Here is a 14,470-nt window from a genome sequence, read left to right as displayed (position 1 = left end):
CCGGATTTGCCTGTGGCAGCATAATGGCAAACAGAAGGAGGCCGGGCATGGAAGAGACTGAACTGCTGCTACCACGCGAAAAATTGCTGCGTCATGGCGTCACGTTATTAAAAGACGACGAACTGCTGGCGCTCTTTTTACGTACAGGTACGAAGGGAAAAACGGTATTTACGCTGGCGAGAAATCTGATAGACCATTTTGGTTCACTACATGGTCTGCTGACAGCCGAACTGGAGGAATTTACGCACGTAGAAGGCATTGGCGTCGCGAAGTATGCCCAGTTACGGGGTATTGCTGAACTTGCCCGGCGATTTTATAACGTGCAGATGGAGGAGCAAGATCCGATCCTTACCCCTGACATGACCCGTGAATTTTTGCAAAGCCAGCTATCCGGTCTGGAGCGGGAGATCTTTATGGTGATCTTTCTCGACAACAGGAACCGGGTACTGAAGCACAGCCGCCTGTTTTCGGGTACACTGAGCCACGTTGAGGTACATCCGCGTGAAATTGTGCGTGAAGCGATAAAAGTGAATGCAGCGGGCGTGATCCTCGCGCATAATCACCCCTCTGGCTGTGCAGAACCGAGCAGAGCTGACAAAGAAATCACCGAACGCATTATCAAATGCTGTCAATTCATGGACATTCGTGTGCTGGACCATCTGATAATTGGCCGCGGAGAGTACATTTCTTTTGCAGAACATGGCTGGATTTAGGCTATTTCTCGCGATCCATCGGGATCTTTGTCTGTTCGGGACTTGAGCACACCGCCGAGTCAGCGTATACTACGCCACCTTTGAGAATCTCGGGTTTGGCATTTGGGCCTGGCAATCGAGAGTTCACTTAGAACTACGCGATGACCGGGCTGTAAAGCCTGACGAGGCGCCGATACCCCATACGAAGCTCGAGCTAATTTGATTTTTGGAGAATAGACATGTCCCGAGTCTGCCAAGTTACTGGCAAGCGTCCGGTGACCGGTAACAACCGTTCCCACGCACTGAACGCGACTAAACGCCGTTTCCTGCCGAACCTGCACTCTCACCGTTTCTGGGTTGAGAGCGAGAAGCGTTTTGTCACCCTGCGTGTATCTGCTAAAGGTATGCGTGTAATCGATAAGAAAGGCATCGATACAGTTCTGTCTGAACTGCGTGCCCGTGGCGAAAAGTACTAAGTACTTAAAGAGGAAATAAATCATGGCTAAAGGTATTCGCGAGAAAATCAAGCTGGTTTCTTCTGCTGGTACAGGTCACTTCTACACCACCACGAAGAACAAACGTACTAAGCCGGAAAAACTGGAACTGAAAAAATTCGATCCAGTTGTACGCCAGCACGTACTGTACAAAGAAGCTAAAATCAAATAATTTTAGCCTCCTTGTATTGAAAAACCCCGCAACTGCGGGGTTTTTTGCATTCTGCATCTCAACGGAGGAACCATGCCTGAATTACCTGAGGTAGAGACCAGCCGTCGCGGCATTGAGCCCCATCTGGTCGGCGCGACTATTCTTCATGCTGTCGTTCGCAATGGACGACTGCGCTGGCCGGTGTCCGATGAGATCCACGCGTTAAGCGACAAACCCGTCCTTAGCGTGCAGCGCCGCGCGAAATACCTGCTGCTGGAGCTGCCTGACGGCTGGATTATTATCCATCTGGGAATGTCCGGGAGCCTGCGCATCCTGACCGAAGAACTGCCTGCGGAAAAGCACGACCATGTTGATCTGGTAATGAGCAACGGCAAAGTGCTGCGCTACACCGATCCAAGGCGCTTTGGCGCGTGGCTGTGGACAAAGGAGCTGGAAGGTCACAACGTGCTGGCGCATCTGGGCCCTGAGCCGCTTTCAGACGCGTTTAACGCGGACTACCTGAAAGAGAAGTGCGCGAAGAAAAAGACCCCGATCAAGCCCTGGCTGATGGATAACAAGCTGGTGGTCGGCGTGGGGAATATTTACGCCAGCGAATCGCTGTTCGCGGCCGGGATCCATCCCGATCGGCTGGCTTCGTCGCTGTCCGCGCAGGAGTGTGAGCTGCTGGTTCGGGTCATTAAAGCCGTGCTGCTGCGCTCGATTGAGCAGGGCGGGACCACGCTGAAAGACTTCCTGCAAAGCGACGGTAAACCGGGCTATTTTGCCCAGGAGCTGCAGGTGTATGGCCGTAAAGGTGAGCCATGCCGGGTATGCGGGACGCCGATCGTTGCCGCAAAGCACGCCCAGCGCGCCACGTTCTACTGCCGCCACTGTCAGAAATAGCGCTACTTTAGCTTTTCCATCAGCGCCAGGTGGACGTTATCCGGCAGGAAATGGGTAACGTCCCCGTGATGGCGCGCCACCTCTTTCACCAGTGTGGACGAGATAAACGACCACTCTTTTGACGGCATCAGGAATACGCTTTCCAGCTCCGGCATCAGGTGGCGGTTCATATGCGCCAGCTGCATCTCATACTCGAAGTCTGCCACCGCGCGCAGGCCGCGAATCAGAATATTGGCCTGCTGGGCGCGGGCGAAATTGGCCATCAGGTCGCTGAACCCGACGACTTCAACATTCGGCAGGTGAGAAATGGCGTCAGTGGCAAGCTGCACGCGCTCGTTGAGATCAAACATCGGCTTTTTGCTTGGGCTGGCGGCAATCGCCAGGATCACCTTGTCGAACATGCCCGCCGCACGGGTAATGATGTCAAGATGACCGTTAGTGATCGGATCGAAGGTACCCGGATAAATCGCTTTTGTGCTCATGGCTCACGTTTTCTCTGAGTAGCCGCGGCAGAGCGCCCACAGCTCGGTGTATTTGTTGAAAGTATACTGGGCATTCACTACCGCCAGTAACCAGCCCTGCTTACCATCCAGCACGCCACCGCGCAGCAGCAGCGTTTTCAGAAACGCGCCCAGCGTGTGGGTGAAGATTCCCGTCAGCGAAGCCTTCTTGCCCCTCTGGTGACGCTCCTGCGCCCATGCGGTGGCATAGTTGAGCTGCTTTTGCTGGAAGCTGGCGAAATCACGGCAGGTCAGATGCAGCAAATCACCCGTCAGGGGGATGACCTTGGCGCCGTCGCAGGCCAGTGACTCATGGACAAGGTTGTCGTTGTACTGATAGCGCTCGCGCTCGTAGAGGCGCATTACGCGATCTGGATACCAGCCGCTGTGGCGCATGAAGCGGCCAAGGAAGTAGTTGCGACGCGCGATGCTGTATACGGCGCCTGGCTGGGGTGAGGAAAGCACCGCCTGAATAGCCTGCTGAAGCTCCGGCGTGATGCGTTCGTCGGTATCGAGCATCAGCACATAATCACCGGTGGCATACCCCTGCGCGCGCTGGCGCTGGATGCCATAGCCTTGCCAGTCAGTATCGGTAAAAACTTTTGCGCCCGCAGCCCGGGCGATGTCCACCGTGTTGTCCGTGCTTCCGGAGTCGAGAATAACAATTTCGTCAGCCCAGGCGACGGAGGCCAGGCAATCCGGAAGCAGGTCGGCGGCGTTTTTGGCGATCATGACGACCGACAGACGCGTAGACATTAGTGGCTCCGCTGAGGCAGATAAGGTTGCAGAAGCTGCAGCAAACGGGTGAGTGCGCCCTGATTCTGGTGCAGCACTTCGACGGCGTGGCGACCGTACCACAGGCGGTAATCTTCGTCCGTCAGCAGGGTCGATACTTCTTTGACGACCGAGTCCGCATCGGTCACGGTAATTAAACCATCGGCCTGCTGCAATTTAGCGCAGATATCTTTGAAGTTAAACGTATGTGGACCCATCAGCACAGGAATGGCGTGGGCTGCCGGCTCCAGCGGGTTATGGCCTCCGCGCTCCACCAGGCTGCCGCCAACAAAGGCGAGATCAGCAATGCCGTAGAGCAACATCAGTTCGCCCATCGTATCGCCAATCACCACCTGGGTACTGCCGGAAGGGATCTCTCCGCTGCTGCGCAGGGTGAAGCTGAAGCCGCCTTTCTGCACCATTTCGCGGGCGTCTTTAAAGCGTTCAGGGTGACGAGGCACCAGAATCAGCAATAGGTCCGGGAAGGTTTCCAGCAGCTTGCGGTGCGCCTGCAGGATAATCGCCTCTTCGCCCTCGTGAGTACTGGTCGCGATCCAGACCTGCCGACGCGGAGCCCACTGGCGGCGCAGCGTGATGGCGCGAGCGGCCAGTTCAGGGGTAACGGAAATATCGAATTTCAGGCTACCGGTCACGGCAAGCTGGTTGCGCTTCAGGCCCAGAGAGATAAAGCGCGCCGCGTCTTCTTCATTCTGCGCGGCAATCAGCGTGATTTTGCTCAGCAGGCGGCGCATAAATTTGCCCAGCTTGCCGTAGCCTTTCGCCGAGCGCTCAGACAGGCGCGCGTTGGCGATCACCAGCGGAATTTTACGGGCATGCAGCGCGGAAATCATGTTCGGCCACAGCTCGGTTTCCATCACGATCACCAGCTTCGGGCGAACGGTATTCAGGAAACGATTCATAGCGCAGGGCAGATCGTATGGGAGGTAGACGTGATGAACGTCTTTGCCAAACGCGGATAACGCGCGCTCCGAGCCGGTTGGCGTCATGGTAGTAACGGTAATCGGCAGAGACGGGTAGCGGTGGCGCAGAGCGCGAACCAGCGGGATCGCCGCCAGCGTTTCACCGACAGAAACGGAATGCAGCAAAATACCGTCCGGGGCGACTTTATTGCGGCAAAAACCATAGCGTTCAGCCCAGCGTTTACGATACGCAGGCGCTTTACGGCTACGAAGCAACAGTCTCAGCCACACCAGTGGCTGAATGATATAGAGCAGGGCGGTATACAACAATTCCAAGCGATTATCCGTCTTTTTAGTTTCGGCGGGCAAATTCTAAGCATTTAAGCCAGGTAAAGCTATCTCTTATGCCAGATACCGTTTTAAACGGAAGTAGCGTCGGCCCAGGCGCCAGCGCAAACGCGGGCTTTTGGCACTTTTCCAGATAAGCTTCCAGATCCCGGTGTCGAAGAATTCTTTGATAATCATTGTTTTCTTCGTCTCATCCTTCATGTTGTCGAAGGTATGAATGATCCCGAGCCCCTCTTTGGCGATTTGCCAGTGGCAGGCGGGGATATTTTTCACTTTATCCGGATAACGCTGGTTAATGGCATCAAGCATCTGCAGGATTTTCATGTAGTGGCGCGCGGAGCGAATCAGCGTGTCGTCGTTATCCGGCGTATGTGATACCGAGGCAGAGTGAATGTAATAGTCATAAAAGCGTTCGCTGGTGTACTGAACGCGCTCTGCGGCAAGCAACACCTCGGTGGTCCACGGGATATCCTGATGACGCAGGCCGGGTTCGAAATGGAAACTGTGTTTACGAATAAAATCGTGGCGATAGATATTAAGCCAGGTCACGTGCAGGAACTTACGTGAATCCAGCGCCATCTTTAGCCATGCCGGGCCCGTCATGACGCCCGTCGAGGCGAGTTTATCCTCAGGGAAGATAGGACGAGACGGTTTCTTATCATTTTCCCAGACGTAGTTGCCGTTGCAGGTGGCGACGTCCAGATCCTGCGTAACGGCCATATCCAGCAGACGCTGGTACATGCCAGGTTTGAAGACGTCATCAATATCCGGGAAAGAGAGATACTGACCGGTTGCAACGGCCAGGCCGGTATTCCGCGCGATGGAAACGCCCTGGTTTTGCTGTTCAATCACCTGCATCTGCGGCAGTTTTTCACGCCAGCTTTCGACGATCTGCATTGAGCGATCGGTCGAGCCGTCATTGACAATGATGACTTCCATGCTGTCGATGCGTTGATTCACAAGGCAGGTAAAGAACTGATCCAGAAAAGCTTCGCCGTTATAAACGGCAACCACCACGCTTAATAATGGCGCTGAATTTTGCATAAGAAACCTGATTATTTTTGATTGTCGACCAAAGCAATGTACTGCTGGCAAATGGCATTGATACCGAACGACGCAATCGTTGCATCGCCAACGACCGGCGGGGCGGTATAAATATCTACCAGGGTTTTTGCCAGTGACGCGTCATTTAGCTCTGCCAGCCCGCGCGCTAAGTCGCCGGTGAGGATTTCTGCGGGGCCACCCGGACAATTGGTACTGACCGGTGGCGTCTGGCAGATAATGGATTCCACCAGCACATTACCAAAACCTTCGCAGTCAGAACTTAACACTAAGAGGCGTGCCCCTTTTATCCAGGGGTAAGGGTTGGAGTCGAAGGGACGGAAAACCGTTTTGTTTTCAATACCCAAGTCGCGGGCAAGCTGTTTGAGCTTTTGAATTTTGGCTTCGGAGCCATTGCCCATCATGACAAGCGTAGTGTCAAGCTGGCTCTGCGCGAACGCGCGCAAAAGGCGGTCGTGGCGTTTGTGTTCATGGAAGCGGCCGACGTGGATGATGTAATCCTTCCCTTGCATCTCGAAGGGGGCATCCGCCAGACGCTGAATTTCAGGGATATCAAAAGGATTGTGGATAACCGCTTTACGCCGGAGTTTGAGAGCCAGCGTCTCGGAAAGATCTTTCAACACGGCGCCTGAGACGGCGACAACGTTTCGGTTTTCGTAGGTATGACGAATTTTAAGATGTTTAAACCAGCGCGAAAGCCCGCTGCGATGGCGAAGATAAGAGAACGAGAACATGCCATGCACGCAGAACCAGACCTTATCGCGTTCCAGCGCGCGGCAGTGCGCCACAATGCGGTCCGTTTTGTGCAGATGAGAGAACACAACGTCAAATTTTCCGCTGCGCTCAGCCCGCTCAATTGCCCGATCCAGCAGGCGGGCCCGGCGTGGGATCTCCGTCAGCTTGCGCCACGGTTTTTTGCAGGTATCCTGAACCACCTGATAATCAATGCCTTCCGGGATGGCGTAATCACACACTTTCCGCAGAGAGAAAAGGGAGACCTGATGCCCCATTTCCGTTAATCCGCTGGAAAGTGTAAGAACTGTTTTTTCAGCTCCCCCACCGGGTAAACCATCAATAATCATTAGGATGCGCATTTTTAATCCAGTAATTTTTGATAAAGCGAAATAAGCTGACTTGACAGTTTTTCGGGGGTGGCGTCTTTTACCCGTTCACGTGCCGCCTGCCCCATCGTGTTATTTTTTCCCAGAGAAGGGGTGGCTGCAATTGCCTCCTTCAATGTGCTGATATCTAAGGCGTCACAATAAAATCCGTTCTGGCCTTGCTGAATAAATTCAGCGCCTCCGCAGCTCTCTGAAGTAATGACGGGCAAGCCGCAGGCCATCGCTTCAAGAATGACGTTTGGAAAGGGATCATACAGCGTTGGCAACAGTAAACCATCGGATAGCTGATAAAAAGGCAGCGTTTCTTTCTGCATCCCCAGGAAACGGATTTGCCCTTCGCAGCCTAATGAACGGGCGAGGTCACGATAACGATGTTCTGCTTTATCCTGTCCAACCACAATCAGCCAGGCTGAAGTTCCTGCGATAGCGCGTATGGCGCTGGCCAATCCTTTTCGTTCAAATCCCGATCCTACAAAACAGAACACCACGGCATCGGCTGGCAAACCAAATTGCTGACGCAGCGCGGCACGCTGTGCTTCCTGGGCCGGAACGAAGCGGCTGGAATCAATTGAATTATAAATCACATGTATTTTTTTTGCGTCAATATCAAAGTCTTCAACGATTTCGCGTTTAATCATCTCCGCATTACAGATAACCGCTTTCAGCTCTGGCGCCTCATACATTTCACGCTCGGCGCGCATCACGTAGCGGTGATAGCGATCGACCATCAGCATCTGCGCGCGCCAGGCGGGCAGAATGCGCGCACGCTGCAGCAGCCAGCGGCGATGGACGCCATCGCCTGCGCGGTAGATATCACAGCCCGGAATACGCTCGTGGCTTTGCACAATATCAAATTGCTGCTGTTGCCACAGCGCCCGGGCGGCATGGGCAAAACCACGCTCGCGGCTGATGCGGCCCCATTTGCGCGGGTCGCAAATATGGATATGCCAGTCGTCCTGCTTTTCGCCCTGCCATTCACGCGTAATGACGTTGAGTTCAAGATTCTGGTTGCTCAGCGCGGTGAGAGCACGTGAAACGAAGCGCTCCGCCCCGCCATCAGGGCGATACTTTTGGCGAACAATCGCCAGACGATGGTGTTTCATGACAGATATCTCCTTGCAGCGGAGACGACAGCATCAACAGGAATGGCGTCGAGATAGCGTTCTTTCGTTTTGGTATCAATAGCGTCGGGATCGGGAAGGGGACCGTAGTCGCCAGCCCAGATAACTTCCCCGTTGACCTGCCATGGAGACCAAAACGTCAGTTTGGAAGGGCCAAACAGCGCCACGCATGGCGTCTGCAGCGCGGCGGCCATATGCATCGGAACGGAGTCAACGCCAATAAAAAGACACGCGTGATCGATGAGTGAGGCCAGCTGACGCAACGTGAGCTGGCCCGCCAGCGAGACGACTCCCGTCTTCGGTGAGGCGCCGAGAATGCGATCGATCATCGCCAGCTCTTTTTTATCCGGCCCGGCCGTGAGGACGACGGTATGCCCATCCTGCTGCAGCGCGGTGATAGTTTCCGCCATTTTGCTCTCATCCCAGCATTTGAAGAACCAGCGTGACGTTGGCTGAATGACGATGTAGTTATCGCTCACTCCTTTTTGCACCAGCTGCTGGCGGGCGTGGTGCCAGTCTTCTGCGCTGTAGGCCATGGTAACAGCTGGCTCAGGCGCGACCTGTAATGGCGACAGAATGGAGAGATTTTGTTCGACGGTGTGCAGGGATTTGTGATTTGCAACAGAGACTAAATCGCTATGACAGAAACGCCAGAATGGATTGTTGCGTTTGTTAAAGGCGAATCCGAGGCGAACCGGCGCACCGGTGAAGCGGGTGACGATAGCGCTACGCCACTGATCGGCAAGATTAATCACCAGATGATAATGTTGCTTTCGTAACGCGCAGAGCAGCTGCCACTCCTTTTGGAGATGCTTTAGCGTGCCCAGCTGCTTCCATTTACGATCGATGCCATAAATGGTGCCAATTGCCGGATGTGCGGCGAGCATATCGCGCGTTTCTTCATACAACAGCACGTCAATTTGCGCGTGTGGCCATTTTTGACGTAACGAATCAATGACGGGAGTGGTCAATAACATATCGCCATGATGGCGGAGTTTGATCAGTAAAATGCGCAAATCAGGCGTGTCAGGTAAGTTATTCATCATCATCTTATCGGCGTTGTACTGTTGGCAATTCTAATAGACCTGGTAGCGACTTGCACTCTTTCTCCATAATCTCAGGAATTTCCCAGGAAGGGTTTACTCAGGCTTTGGAGAGTGCGTAACATAGCGCTAACTTCCCTGTCATGCGGACTCATTATGAAAAAACCAGCGTTTATCATCACGATTGATACTGAGGGCGATAATCTCTGGCAGAATCACCGCGTCATTAAAACGGAAAACGCGCGCTACCTGGCCCGGTTCCAGGCCCTTTGTGAGCGTTTTGGGTTTAAGCCCGTATGGCTGACAAACTATGAGATGGCAATCGAGCCCGTTTTCATTGAATTCGCCAGGGACGTGATTGCTCGCGGACAGGGGGAGGTGGGAATGCACCTTCACGCATGGAATAGCCCCCCTGAGCACGATCTCACGGGAGATGACTGGCGATGGCAGCCGTATCTGATTGAATTTTCAGACGAGGTGATGCGTGAGAAAGTGCTGTTCATGACCCGCCTGCTGGAAGAGACATTCCAGACCAAAATGCTGAGCCACCGCGCCGGTCGCTGGGCATTTGATAGCCGCTATGCAAAATTGCTCGTTGAGCTGGGCTACCAGGTTGATTGCTCCGTGACGCCGCGCGTGAACTGGCGCAACGCGAAAGGCGCCCCGCAGGGGAATGGCGGAACGGATTATCAGCATTTCCCCGACCATGCCTATTTTATGGATTTAGATACTATTTCCCGGGCGGGCAATAGCCCCTTACTCGAAGTGCCGATGAGCATTCAGTATAAACATCCGGCCTGGCTGAATACGATCAAACAGGGATACGATCGGCTTCGCGGTAAATATCGTTCGCCCTCCGTGAACTGGCTACGACCGACCGGTGGCAATGCCTCGCAGATGATTCAGGTGGCGCAGCAATGCCTGTCGCAGGGGCAGGATTACGTGGAGTTTATGCTGCATTCCTCGGAATTTATGCCGGGTGGAAGTCCTACGTTTAAAGATGAGGCGGCGATCGAAGGGTTGTATCAGGATCTGGAAGTGCTCTTTAGCTGGTTATCCGACAAGACGGTTGGGATGACGCTGGCGGAGTTTTATCAGTACAAGAAAAAATAATGCCCGCATGGCGGGCATTATCGCTTATTAACGTTGTCTGGTTTGCGAGAACGGTGTGCTCAGGGCAAACACGGTAACAAAGAAGATTAAGGCTTCTGAACTCAATAGTATGACGTCCGTCAGGCCATAAAGTAATAAAAGAAGCATGGTCGTCAGCAGCAGGCCATTTCTGTTCTTCAGCGCGTACGCGATCATCGAGACGAAGAAAAAGAGTAATATTGCCAGGCCCGGGATCCCCTGCAGGGAGTATTTTTCAATAAACTCATTGTGTAAGTGCACCCTGATAAACTCTAGCGCGGCCGCGAGATGCGGATGCCCATTTTTTACATACTGCTGTGTCCACACTTCGCGGTCTTCGACTGACTGCCCCAGCGGGTGTGCAAGTCCGTTCTGAATACCAATTGTCCACATGGAAAAACGCGCGCCGAGCGACGTCGCGTCATGCCCCTGCTGGTAGCTTTCCAGTTCCATGTGCGTTTGAGTTATCTTTGGCGAGATCAACGGCTTGTAGCTAACGATAAAAATGCCCGCCACAACACATAAAAAAATCAGCGTTGATTTTAGGTGAATTCTTCTGAAGTGGTAGAGCGTGAGTACAATCGCAAGGAGCAAATATAATCCCATTGCAGCACGAGTCCCCGTTAAAAGAATAACGAAGTAAGATATTAAGATGGTAAGACCCGCGACTACATATAATGTTCTGTTTTTTTGAAGATAAAGGCTGTATACCAGCGCCAGTGACAGTACAGAGTAAACATAGGCAGACACGGTGGCGCGATTTATGGCCATCTCAACACGATCTACACCCTGCGTCGCCTGCCACAAGCCATATCCCGTGGCGAGGACAACCCCCGCACCTGCCGCGTACAGGAAGTACTTCTGGAAAGTGCTTTTATCGACATAAGTTTTAAACCGGTCAAGATAGAAAACGAGAATGCTCGCTAAAATCAGTTTCTTACTGGCGCCCAGATAATCGCTGTAAGCATTTAAACCTTCGCTGTGATATTCATACACCATATACCAAACAAAATTGAGCAGCCCTATCAGCAATATAGGAAGCGCGATTGAAAAGGGGCGCAGGGTAATTTTTTTATATTCGCAAGCTAAGCCGATAATGCTGGCATAAACCGCAATATAGAAAAATTCGCGTTGTTTTCCTGAGCTCAGTAGCGCCAGTGCAAACGAAATGAGGCTCAAAATCAGCGTCAACTGATAGAGCCGCAGTTTTACTTTTTCCATAATGCCTCAATGACCCTTTTTTTGTAGCTGAAACGTACATCTCTGGAGAAGAAAAAAGAGAAAGAATAAAGTGCATTTACCCGCTGCTTAACCAGTTTGAGCTGGGGGTCGGTCAGATATTGTCGGTGATTACTGTAGATATCAAACCAGTGGCAATTAATAAGATGCTTAAATGATTGCGGGAATGTATTTTCCATCTGTAATGTGCATTCAACCAGCGTAGCGATTTTACTGGCGTCAAGACGGCTCGACAAACTGTCGCTGCGTTTGATGTAATAATAGTGTCCCTGACGCTGAAAGAATATTTTACTCGATTGCATCAGCATGCCGGGAAATACCGCGAAATCTTCATAGCAGACCATAGAAGGAATCGGGTTAGTTGCGTACAGCCTGCGGTGTACGAATTGCCCGATGAGATGCGCCTGAAAATCTTTGTGCTGTAGGAAACGCTTTATTGCATCGCTTTGCGACAATATGGCAGGCGTGAATCCCTGCCAGTCGGAGGTGATTTTCCGCATGTCCCGTATTTCCAGCAGGCGCGTCAGCAGCATATCAGGCCGCTCTGCTTTCAGGAATGCGACGGCGTCCCGGATGCTGCCTGGTTTCAACAGGTCATCGCTATCCAGCATCGTAATGTATTCGCCTGATGCGAGAGAGACCGCACCGTTTCGAACATGTCCTACGTTACGATACTCAACGTATTGGGATTGCGCATGCGGAAGCTTTGGCAACCACGCCTCAATAATATCCTGTGTGGAATCATTGGAACTGTCGTTAACGATAATAACTTCTACATCATCGCCTGTATTCTCGATCGCGTTTTGCAGACTTTCCAGCGTGGCGTGAAGCGTGTTTTCGGCATTATGTGCGGCAATAATGATGCTGAGAAAAGCCATAGTAATTAGTTTCCTTGAGCATCAAAGGCAGAATTTGCTGTTAGCAGTTCGCAAATGAAATGTTTGAGTTCGTCCAGCGATTCATCTGTTACCGCGAAGAGTTCTTCCCGGCCTTGTGAGAAATAATAACGAGTTTCAAAAACATACGAGCAAATATTGTCATCGTTGCCAATCAGCAGCACGTTGCCAAGCGGGCGCTGCTCATAGTGACAGCACGGACCGAACAGTAAGACGACCGGCACTCCCACTGCATCGGCGATGTAGACATTTCCGGAGTCGGATGCGATATAGCAGTCCATTTTAGAAATGGCCCACGGAAGCTCTTCAAGCGAGAACTTACCAATCAGATTAATAAAGTTGGGCAGTTCACCGTAAGCGCGGGTGATGTCATCCATCCACGACTGTTCATTCGGTGCGCCAAAGACATAAAACTCGCAGGGCAGGTCGGCGAGACGATCGGCAATTTGCTTCCAGATGACCGGCGGAACGGTTTTTGCTTTATTCCCCGCGGCCACGCTAATGCCAATGCGGATCGCGCCGGGTTTATCAAGGATTGCCGGGTAAGTCGCGGGTTTAAACAGGGGCTTTGTGGCGTGCTTGGGAGAGTCCTGCCACGTCAACGAACGGTCGGCCAGCTTCAGGTAATTGGTCACTGATAGCGTTTTTTTGCCGTGCTCAACGGTACCGTCGGCGGTGAGATAGAAAATCCCGTGATACCACCTGCGCGTGTAAGTGCTTAAAAATTGTTTGTTTTTGGCGTTACAAACGGAGGCGAAAAAGAGATTCACGCTGTTAGGCTGCAGGAGATAGACGTTGTCATAGCGGTTCATGATCCTGCAGGCAAATCGAAGCTTTCGCCACAGGTTACGCTTATGCTGCTCGATAAAAAAAATCTCTTCGATCGTCTCGTCATGCTTCGCCAGCGCACCCACGCTGCGGCTGATGAGCACGTCGCTTTTCTGCAGCCAGGCCAGTAGAGGCGTTGCATTAACAAAATCGCCGATTTTGGCTGTCTGAATGACCAGGTTTTTCCCTGTCTCTTTGCGGAACAGCTTCCGGAGAAGCTTCACCGGAAAGAGTAAAATCAGCAGAAATACATAACTCATGGGTTAAATATCCCTGTTGGAAAGCCAACGGCTGCCCTGTAAAAATGAAAAAATCTCATCTGCGCTGATATCCTTCGTTTGCTGAGTCGGGCTGGCCATCTGATGCTGGTTTTTGCCATAGCCCCCGATCAGGCCGGGATCGGTCGGGCCAAAAAGGGTGATATTTGGACGATCCAGCGCCGCGGTTAAATGGCTTAAACCCGTATCCACGGAAACGACGGCGTTAGCACCTGCCAGCTCTGCGGCAACCTGCGCCAGCGTGAGTTTGGGTAAAACCTCAACGTGGGTAAAGCCTGCTGCCAGACGCTCCGCACGCTGCCGCTCATGCTCAGCGCCCCAAGGGAGTTTAATATGGATACCGGAGGGTTGCATTAGTTCAATCAGCCTTCGCCAGTGCGTTTCCGGCCAGTGCTTATCGTCACGCGTTGTGGCATGCAGGAAGACAAGATAAGGCTGAGCACAGGGATCTGTATTGCGCAAAAAGTGCTGCGCAATGGCGTAGTCGCCCTGCGCTTCCGGTTTCGCATAGCCGAGGCTTTTCGCAAACAGCTCGCGGGTGCGTTCTACGGCGTGTTGCTGCTTTGCGATGTGGTGGCGGCGGTTATAGAACAGGCTCGCCAGCGGTTCGCGGGCGGTGTGCCAGTCCATGCCGTGCTTTACGCCATGCGCCAGACGCGTGACCAGCGCGGCGCTTTTCACCAGCCCCTGGGCGTCGATGATTGCGTCGTAGCGCTGCGCCTGCACCGTTTCACGGAAGGCTTTACGCTCGGCTTTAATCGGCGCGGAGAACCACGCTTTGCGCCAGCGGCGAATCGCGACCGGGATCACATGGTCAACCGCTTCATGCCAGGTGGGGATCTGCGCGAAGCCTTCTTCTACTACCCAGTCAAAACGGATGCCGGGAATGGCCCGCATGGCGTCCGTCAGCGACGGTAGAGTATGCAGCACATCGCCCATTGAGGAGGTTTTAACGATCAGTACCCGCAT

At 52.9% G+C, this 14,470-nt stretch carries 16 protein-coding genes; 5 read left to right on the top strand and 11 right to left on the bottom strand.

Going from position 1 to position 14,470, the window contains the following annotated elements; genetic code table 11:
• Nucleotides 1-47: 47 nt before the first annotated feature.
• From radC to mutM, 4 genes are all read left to right on the top strand, one after another.
• The gene (radC, locus tag UTO39_RS11735) at nt 48-713 is read left to right on the top strand and encodes a DNA repair protein RadC (protein WP_151412662.1); all 666 of its coding nucleotides are present in this window, start codon (nt 48-50) and stop codon (nt 711-713) included.
• 218 nt (nt 714-931) lie between these two features.
• Entirely contained in the window at nt 932-1,168 is a 237-nt protein-coding gene (gene rpmB / locus UTO39_RS11730) for a 50S ribosomal protein L28 (RefSeq protein WP_002436699.1), read from the top strand.
• 22 nt (nt 1,169-1,190) lie between these two features.
• The gene (gene rpmG, locus UTO39_RS11725; RefSeq protein WP_003024094.1) at nt 1,191-1,358 is read left to right on the top strand and encodes a 50S ribosomal protein L33; all 168 of its coding nucleotides are present in this window, start codon (nt 1,191-1,193) and stop codon (nt 1,356-1,358) included.
• A 72-nt stretch (nt 1,359-1,430) separates the two neighbouring features.
• Nucleotides 1,431-2,240, top strand: coding sequence for a bifunctional DNA-formamidopyrimidine glycosylase/DNA-(apurinic or apyrimidinic site) lyase (gene mutM, locus UTO39_RS11720; protein ID WP_320727219.1), 810 nt, complete (start codon nt 1,431-1,433; stop codon nt 2,238-2,240).
• A gap of 2 nt (nt 2,241-2,242) precedes the next feature.
• On the opposite strand, the gene coaD is transcribed toward mutM, so the two are convergent.
• The 7 genes from coaD to rfaQ form a co-directional block, all read right to left on the bottom strand.
• Nucleotides 2,243-2,722, bottom strand: a complete 480-nt coding sequence (coaD, locus tag UTO39_RS11715) for a pantetheine-phosphate adenylyltransferase (protein WP_320727218.1) — start codon at nt 2,720-2,722, stop codon at nt 2,243-2,245.
• Between the two features lie 3 nt (nt 2,723-2,725).
• A complete protein-coding gene (locus UTO39_RS11710) occupies nt 2,726-3,496 on the bottom strand; it encodes a glycosyltransferase family 2 protein (protein ID WP_266179490.1) in 771 nt (256 codons plus the stop codon).
• Complete coding sequence (gene waaA / locus UTO39_RS11705; RefSeq protein WP_028015020.1) at nt 3,496-4,770, bottom strand: lipid IV(A) 3-deoxy-D-manno-octulosonic acid transferase; 1,275 nt, start codon at nt 4,768-4,770, stop codon at nt 3,496-3,498. Before waaA ends, UTO39_RS11710 begins: the two co-directional genes overlap by 1 nt.
• A gap of 66 nt (nt 4,771-4,836) precedes the next feature.
• Nucleotides 4,837-5,826: a glycosyltransferase gene (locus tag UTO39_RS11700; RefSeq protein ID WP_028015021.1), complete on the bottom strand. Its 990-nt coding sequence runs from the start codon at nt 5,824-5,826 to the stop codon at nt 4,837-4,839.
• Between the two features lie 11 nt (nt 5,827-5,837).
• Complete coding sequence (locus UTO39_RS11695; protein ID WP_061096632.1) at nt 5,838-6,938, bottom strand: glycosyltransferase; 1,101 nt, start codon at nt 6,936-6,938, stop codon at nt 5,838-5,840.
• Between the two features lie 2 nt (nt 6,939-6,940).
• Nucleotides 6,941-8,068, bottom strand: coding sequence for a glycosyltransferase family 4 protein (locus tag UTO39_RS11690; RefSeq protein ID WP_320727217.1), 1,128 nt, complete (start codon nt 8,066-8,068; stop codon nt 6,941-6,943).
• On the bottom strand, nt 8,065-9,135 hold the full coding sequence (rfaQ, locus tag UTO39_RS11685) for a putative lipopolysaccharide heptosyltransferase III (protein WP_320727216.1): 1,071 nt from the start codon (nt 9,133-9,135) through the stop codon (nt 8,065-8,067). Before rfaQ ends, UTO39_RS11690 begins: the two co-directional genes overlap by 4 nt.
• Nucleotides 9,136-9,285: 150 nt before the next feature.
• Here rfaQ and UTO39_RS11680 point away from each other — a divergent pair, with 150 nt between their 5' ends.
• A complete protein-coding gene (locus UTO39_RS11680) occupies nt 9,286-10,242 on the top strand; it encodes a polysaccharide deacetylase family protein (protein WP_320727215.1) in 957 nt (318 codons plus the stop codon).
• A gap of 27 nt (nt 10,243-10,269) precedes the next feature.
• On the opposite strand, the gene UTO39_RS11675 is transcribed toward UTO39_RS11680, so the two are convergent.
• The 4 genes from UTO39_RS11675 to rfaC are packed head-to-tail and all read right to left on the bottom strand — an operon-like array spanning nt 10,270 to nt 14,470.
• Complete coding sequence (locus UTO39_RS11675) at nt 10,270-11,481, bottom strand: O-antigen ligase family protein (protein WP_320727214.1); 1,212 nt, start codon at nt 11,479-11,481, stop codon at nt 10,270-10,272.
• Nucleotides 11,469-12,377, bottom strand: coding sequence for a glycosyltransferase family 2 protein (locus tag UTO39_RS11670; protein ID WP_320727213.1), 909 nt, complete (start codon nt 12,375-12,377; stop codon nt 11,469-11,471). Before UTO39_RS11670 ends, UTO39_RS11675 begins: the two co-directional genes overlap by 13 nt.
• Before the next feature lie 5 nt (nt 12,378-12,382).
• Nucleotides 12,383-13,483 (bottom strand): glycosyltransferase family 9 protein, encoded by a 1,101-nt coding sequence (locus UTO39_RS11665; protein ID WP_320727212.1) that lies wholly within the window; start codon nt 13,481-13,483, stop codon nt 12,383-12,385.
• A gap of 3 nt (nt 13,484-13,486) precedes the next feature.
• Nucleotides 13,487-14,470, bottom strand: coding sequence for a lipopolysaccharide heptosyltransferase RfaC (gene rfaC / locus UTO39_RS11660; RefSeq protein WP_061096626.1), 984 nt, complete (start codon nt 14,468-14,470; stop codon nt 13,487-13,489).

Origin of the sequence: Enterobacter sp. 118C5, assembly GCF_034107645.1 — a bacterium.
GTDB lineage: Bacteria > Pseudomonadota > Gammaproteobacteria > Enterobacterales > Enterobacteriaceae > Enterobacter > Enterobacter nematophilus.
The sequence above is the reverse complement of the archived record's forward strand: the minus strand, read 5'-3'. Positions and strand labels throughout refer to the sequence as shown.

Bases quoted from the DNA above. Each gene is read 5' to 3' on its own strand.
- radC (WP_151412662.1), top strand. From the start codon at position 48: ATGGAAGAGACTGAACTGCTGCTACCACGCGAAAAATTGCTGCGTCAT.
- rpmB (WP_002436699.1), top strand. From the start codon at position 932: ATGTCCCGAGTCTGCCAAGTTACTGGCAAGCGTCCGGTGACCGGTAAC.
- rpmG (WP_003024094.1), top strand. From the start codon at position 1,191: ATGGCTAAAGGTATTCGCGAGAAAATCAAGCTGGTTTCTTCTGCTGGT.
- mutM (WP_320727219.1), top strand. From the start codon at position 1,431: ATGCCTGAATTACCTGAGGTAGAGACCAGCCGTCGCGGCATTGAGCCC.
- coaD (WP_320727218.1), bottom strand. From the start codon at position 2,722: ATGAGCACAAAAGCGATTTATCCGGGTACCTTCGATCCGATCACTAAC.
- UTO39_RS11710 (WP_266179490.1), bottom strand. From the start codon at position 3,496: ATGTCTACGCGTCTGTCGGTCGTCATGATCGCCAAAAACGCCGCCGAC.
- UTO39_RS11700 (WP_028015021.1), bottom strand. From the start codon at position 5,826: ATGCAAAATTCAGCGCCATTATTAAGCGTGGTGGTTGCCGTTTATAAC.
- UTO39_RS11695 (WP_061096632.1), bottom strand. From the start codon at position 6,938: ATGCGCATCCTAATGATTATTGATGGTTTACCCGGTGGGGGAGCTGAA.
- UTO39_RS11690 (WP_320727217.1), bottom strand. From the start codon at position 8,068: ATGAAACACCATCGTCTGGCGATTGTTCGCCAAAAGTATCGCCCTGAT.
- rfaQ (WP_320727216.1), bottom strand. From the start codon at position 9,135: ATGATGATGAATAACTTACCTGACACGCCTGATTTGCGCATTTTACTG.
- UTO39_RS11680 (WP_320727215.1), top strand. From the start codon at position 9,286: ATGAAAAAACCAGCGTTTATCATCACGATTGATACTGAGGGCGATAAT.
- UTO39_RS11675 (WP_320727214.1), bottom strand. From the start codon at position 11,481: ATGGAAAAAGTAAAACTGCGGCTCTATCAGTTGACGCTGATTTTGAGC.
- UTO39_RS11670 (WP_320727213.1), bottom strand. From the start codon at position 12,377: ATGGCTTTTCTCAGCATCATTATTGCCGCACATAATGCCGAAAACACG.
- UTO39_RS11665 (WP_320727212.1), bottom strand. From the start codon at position 13,483: ATGAGTTATGTATTTCTGCTGATTTTACTCTTTCCGGTGAAGCTTCTC.
- rfaC (WP_061096626.1), bottom strand. From the start codon at position 14,470: ATGCGGGTACTGATCGTTAAAACCTCCTCAATGGGCGATGTGCTGCAT.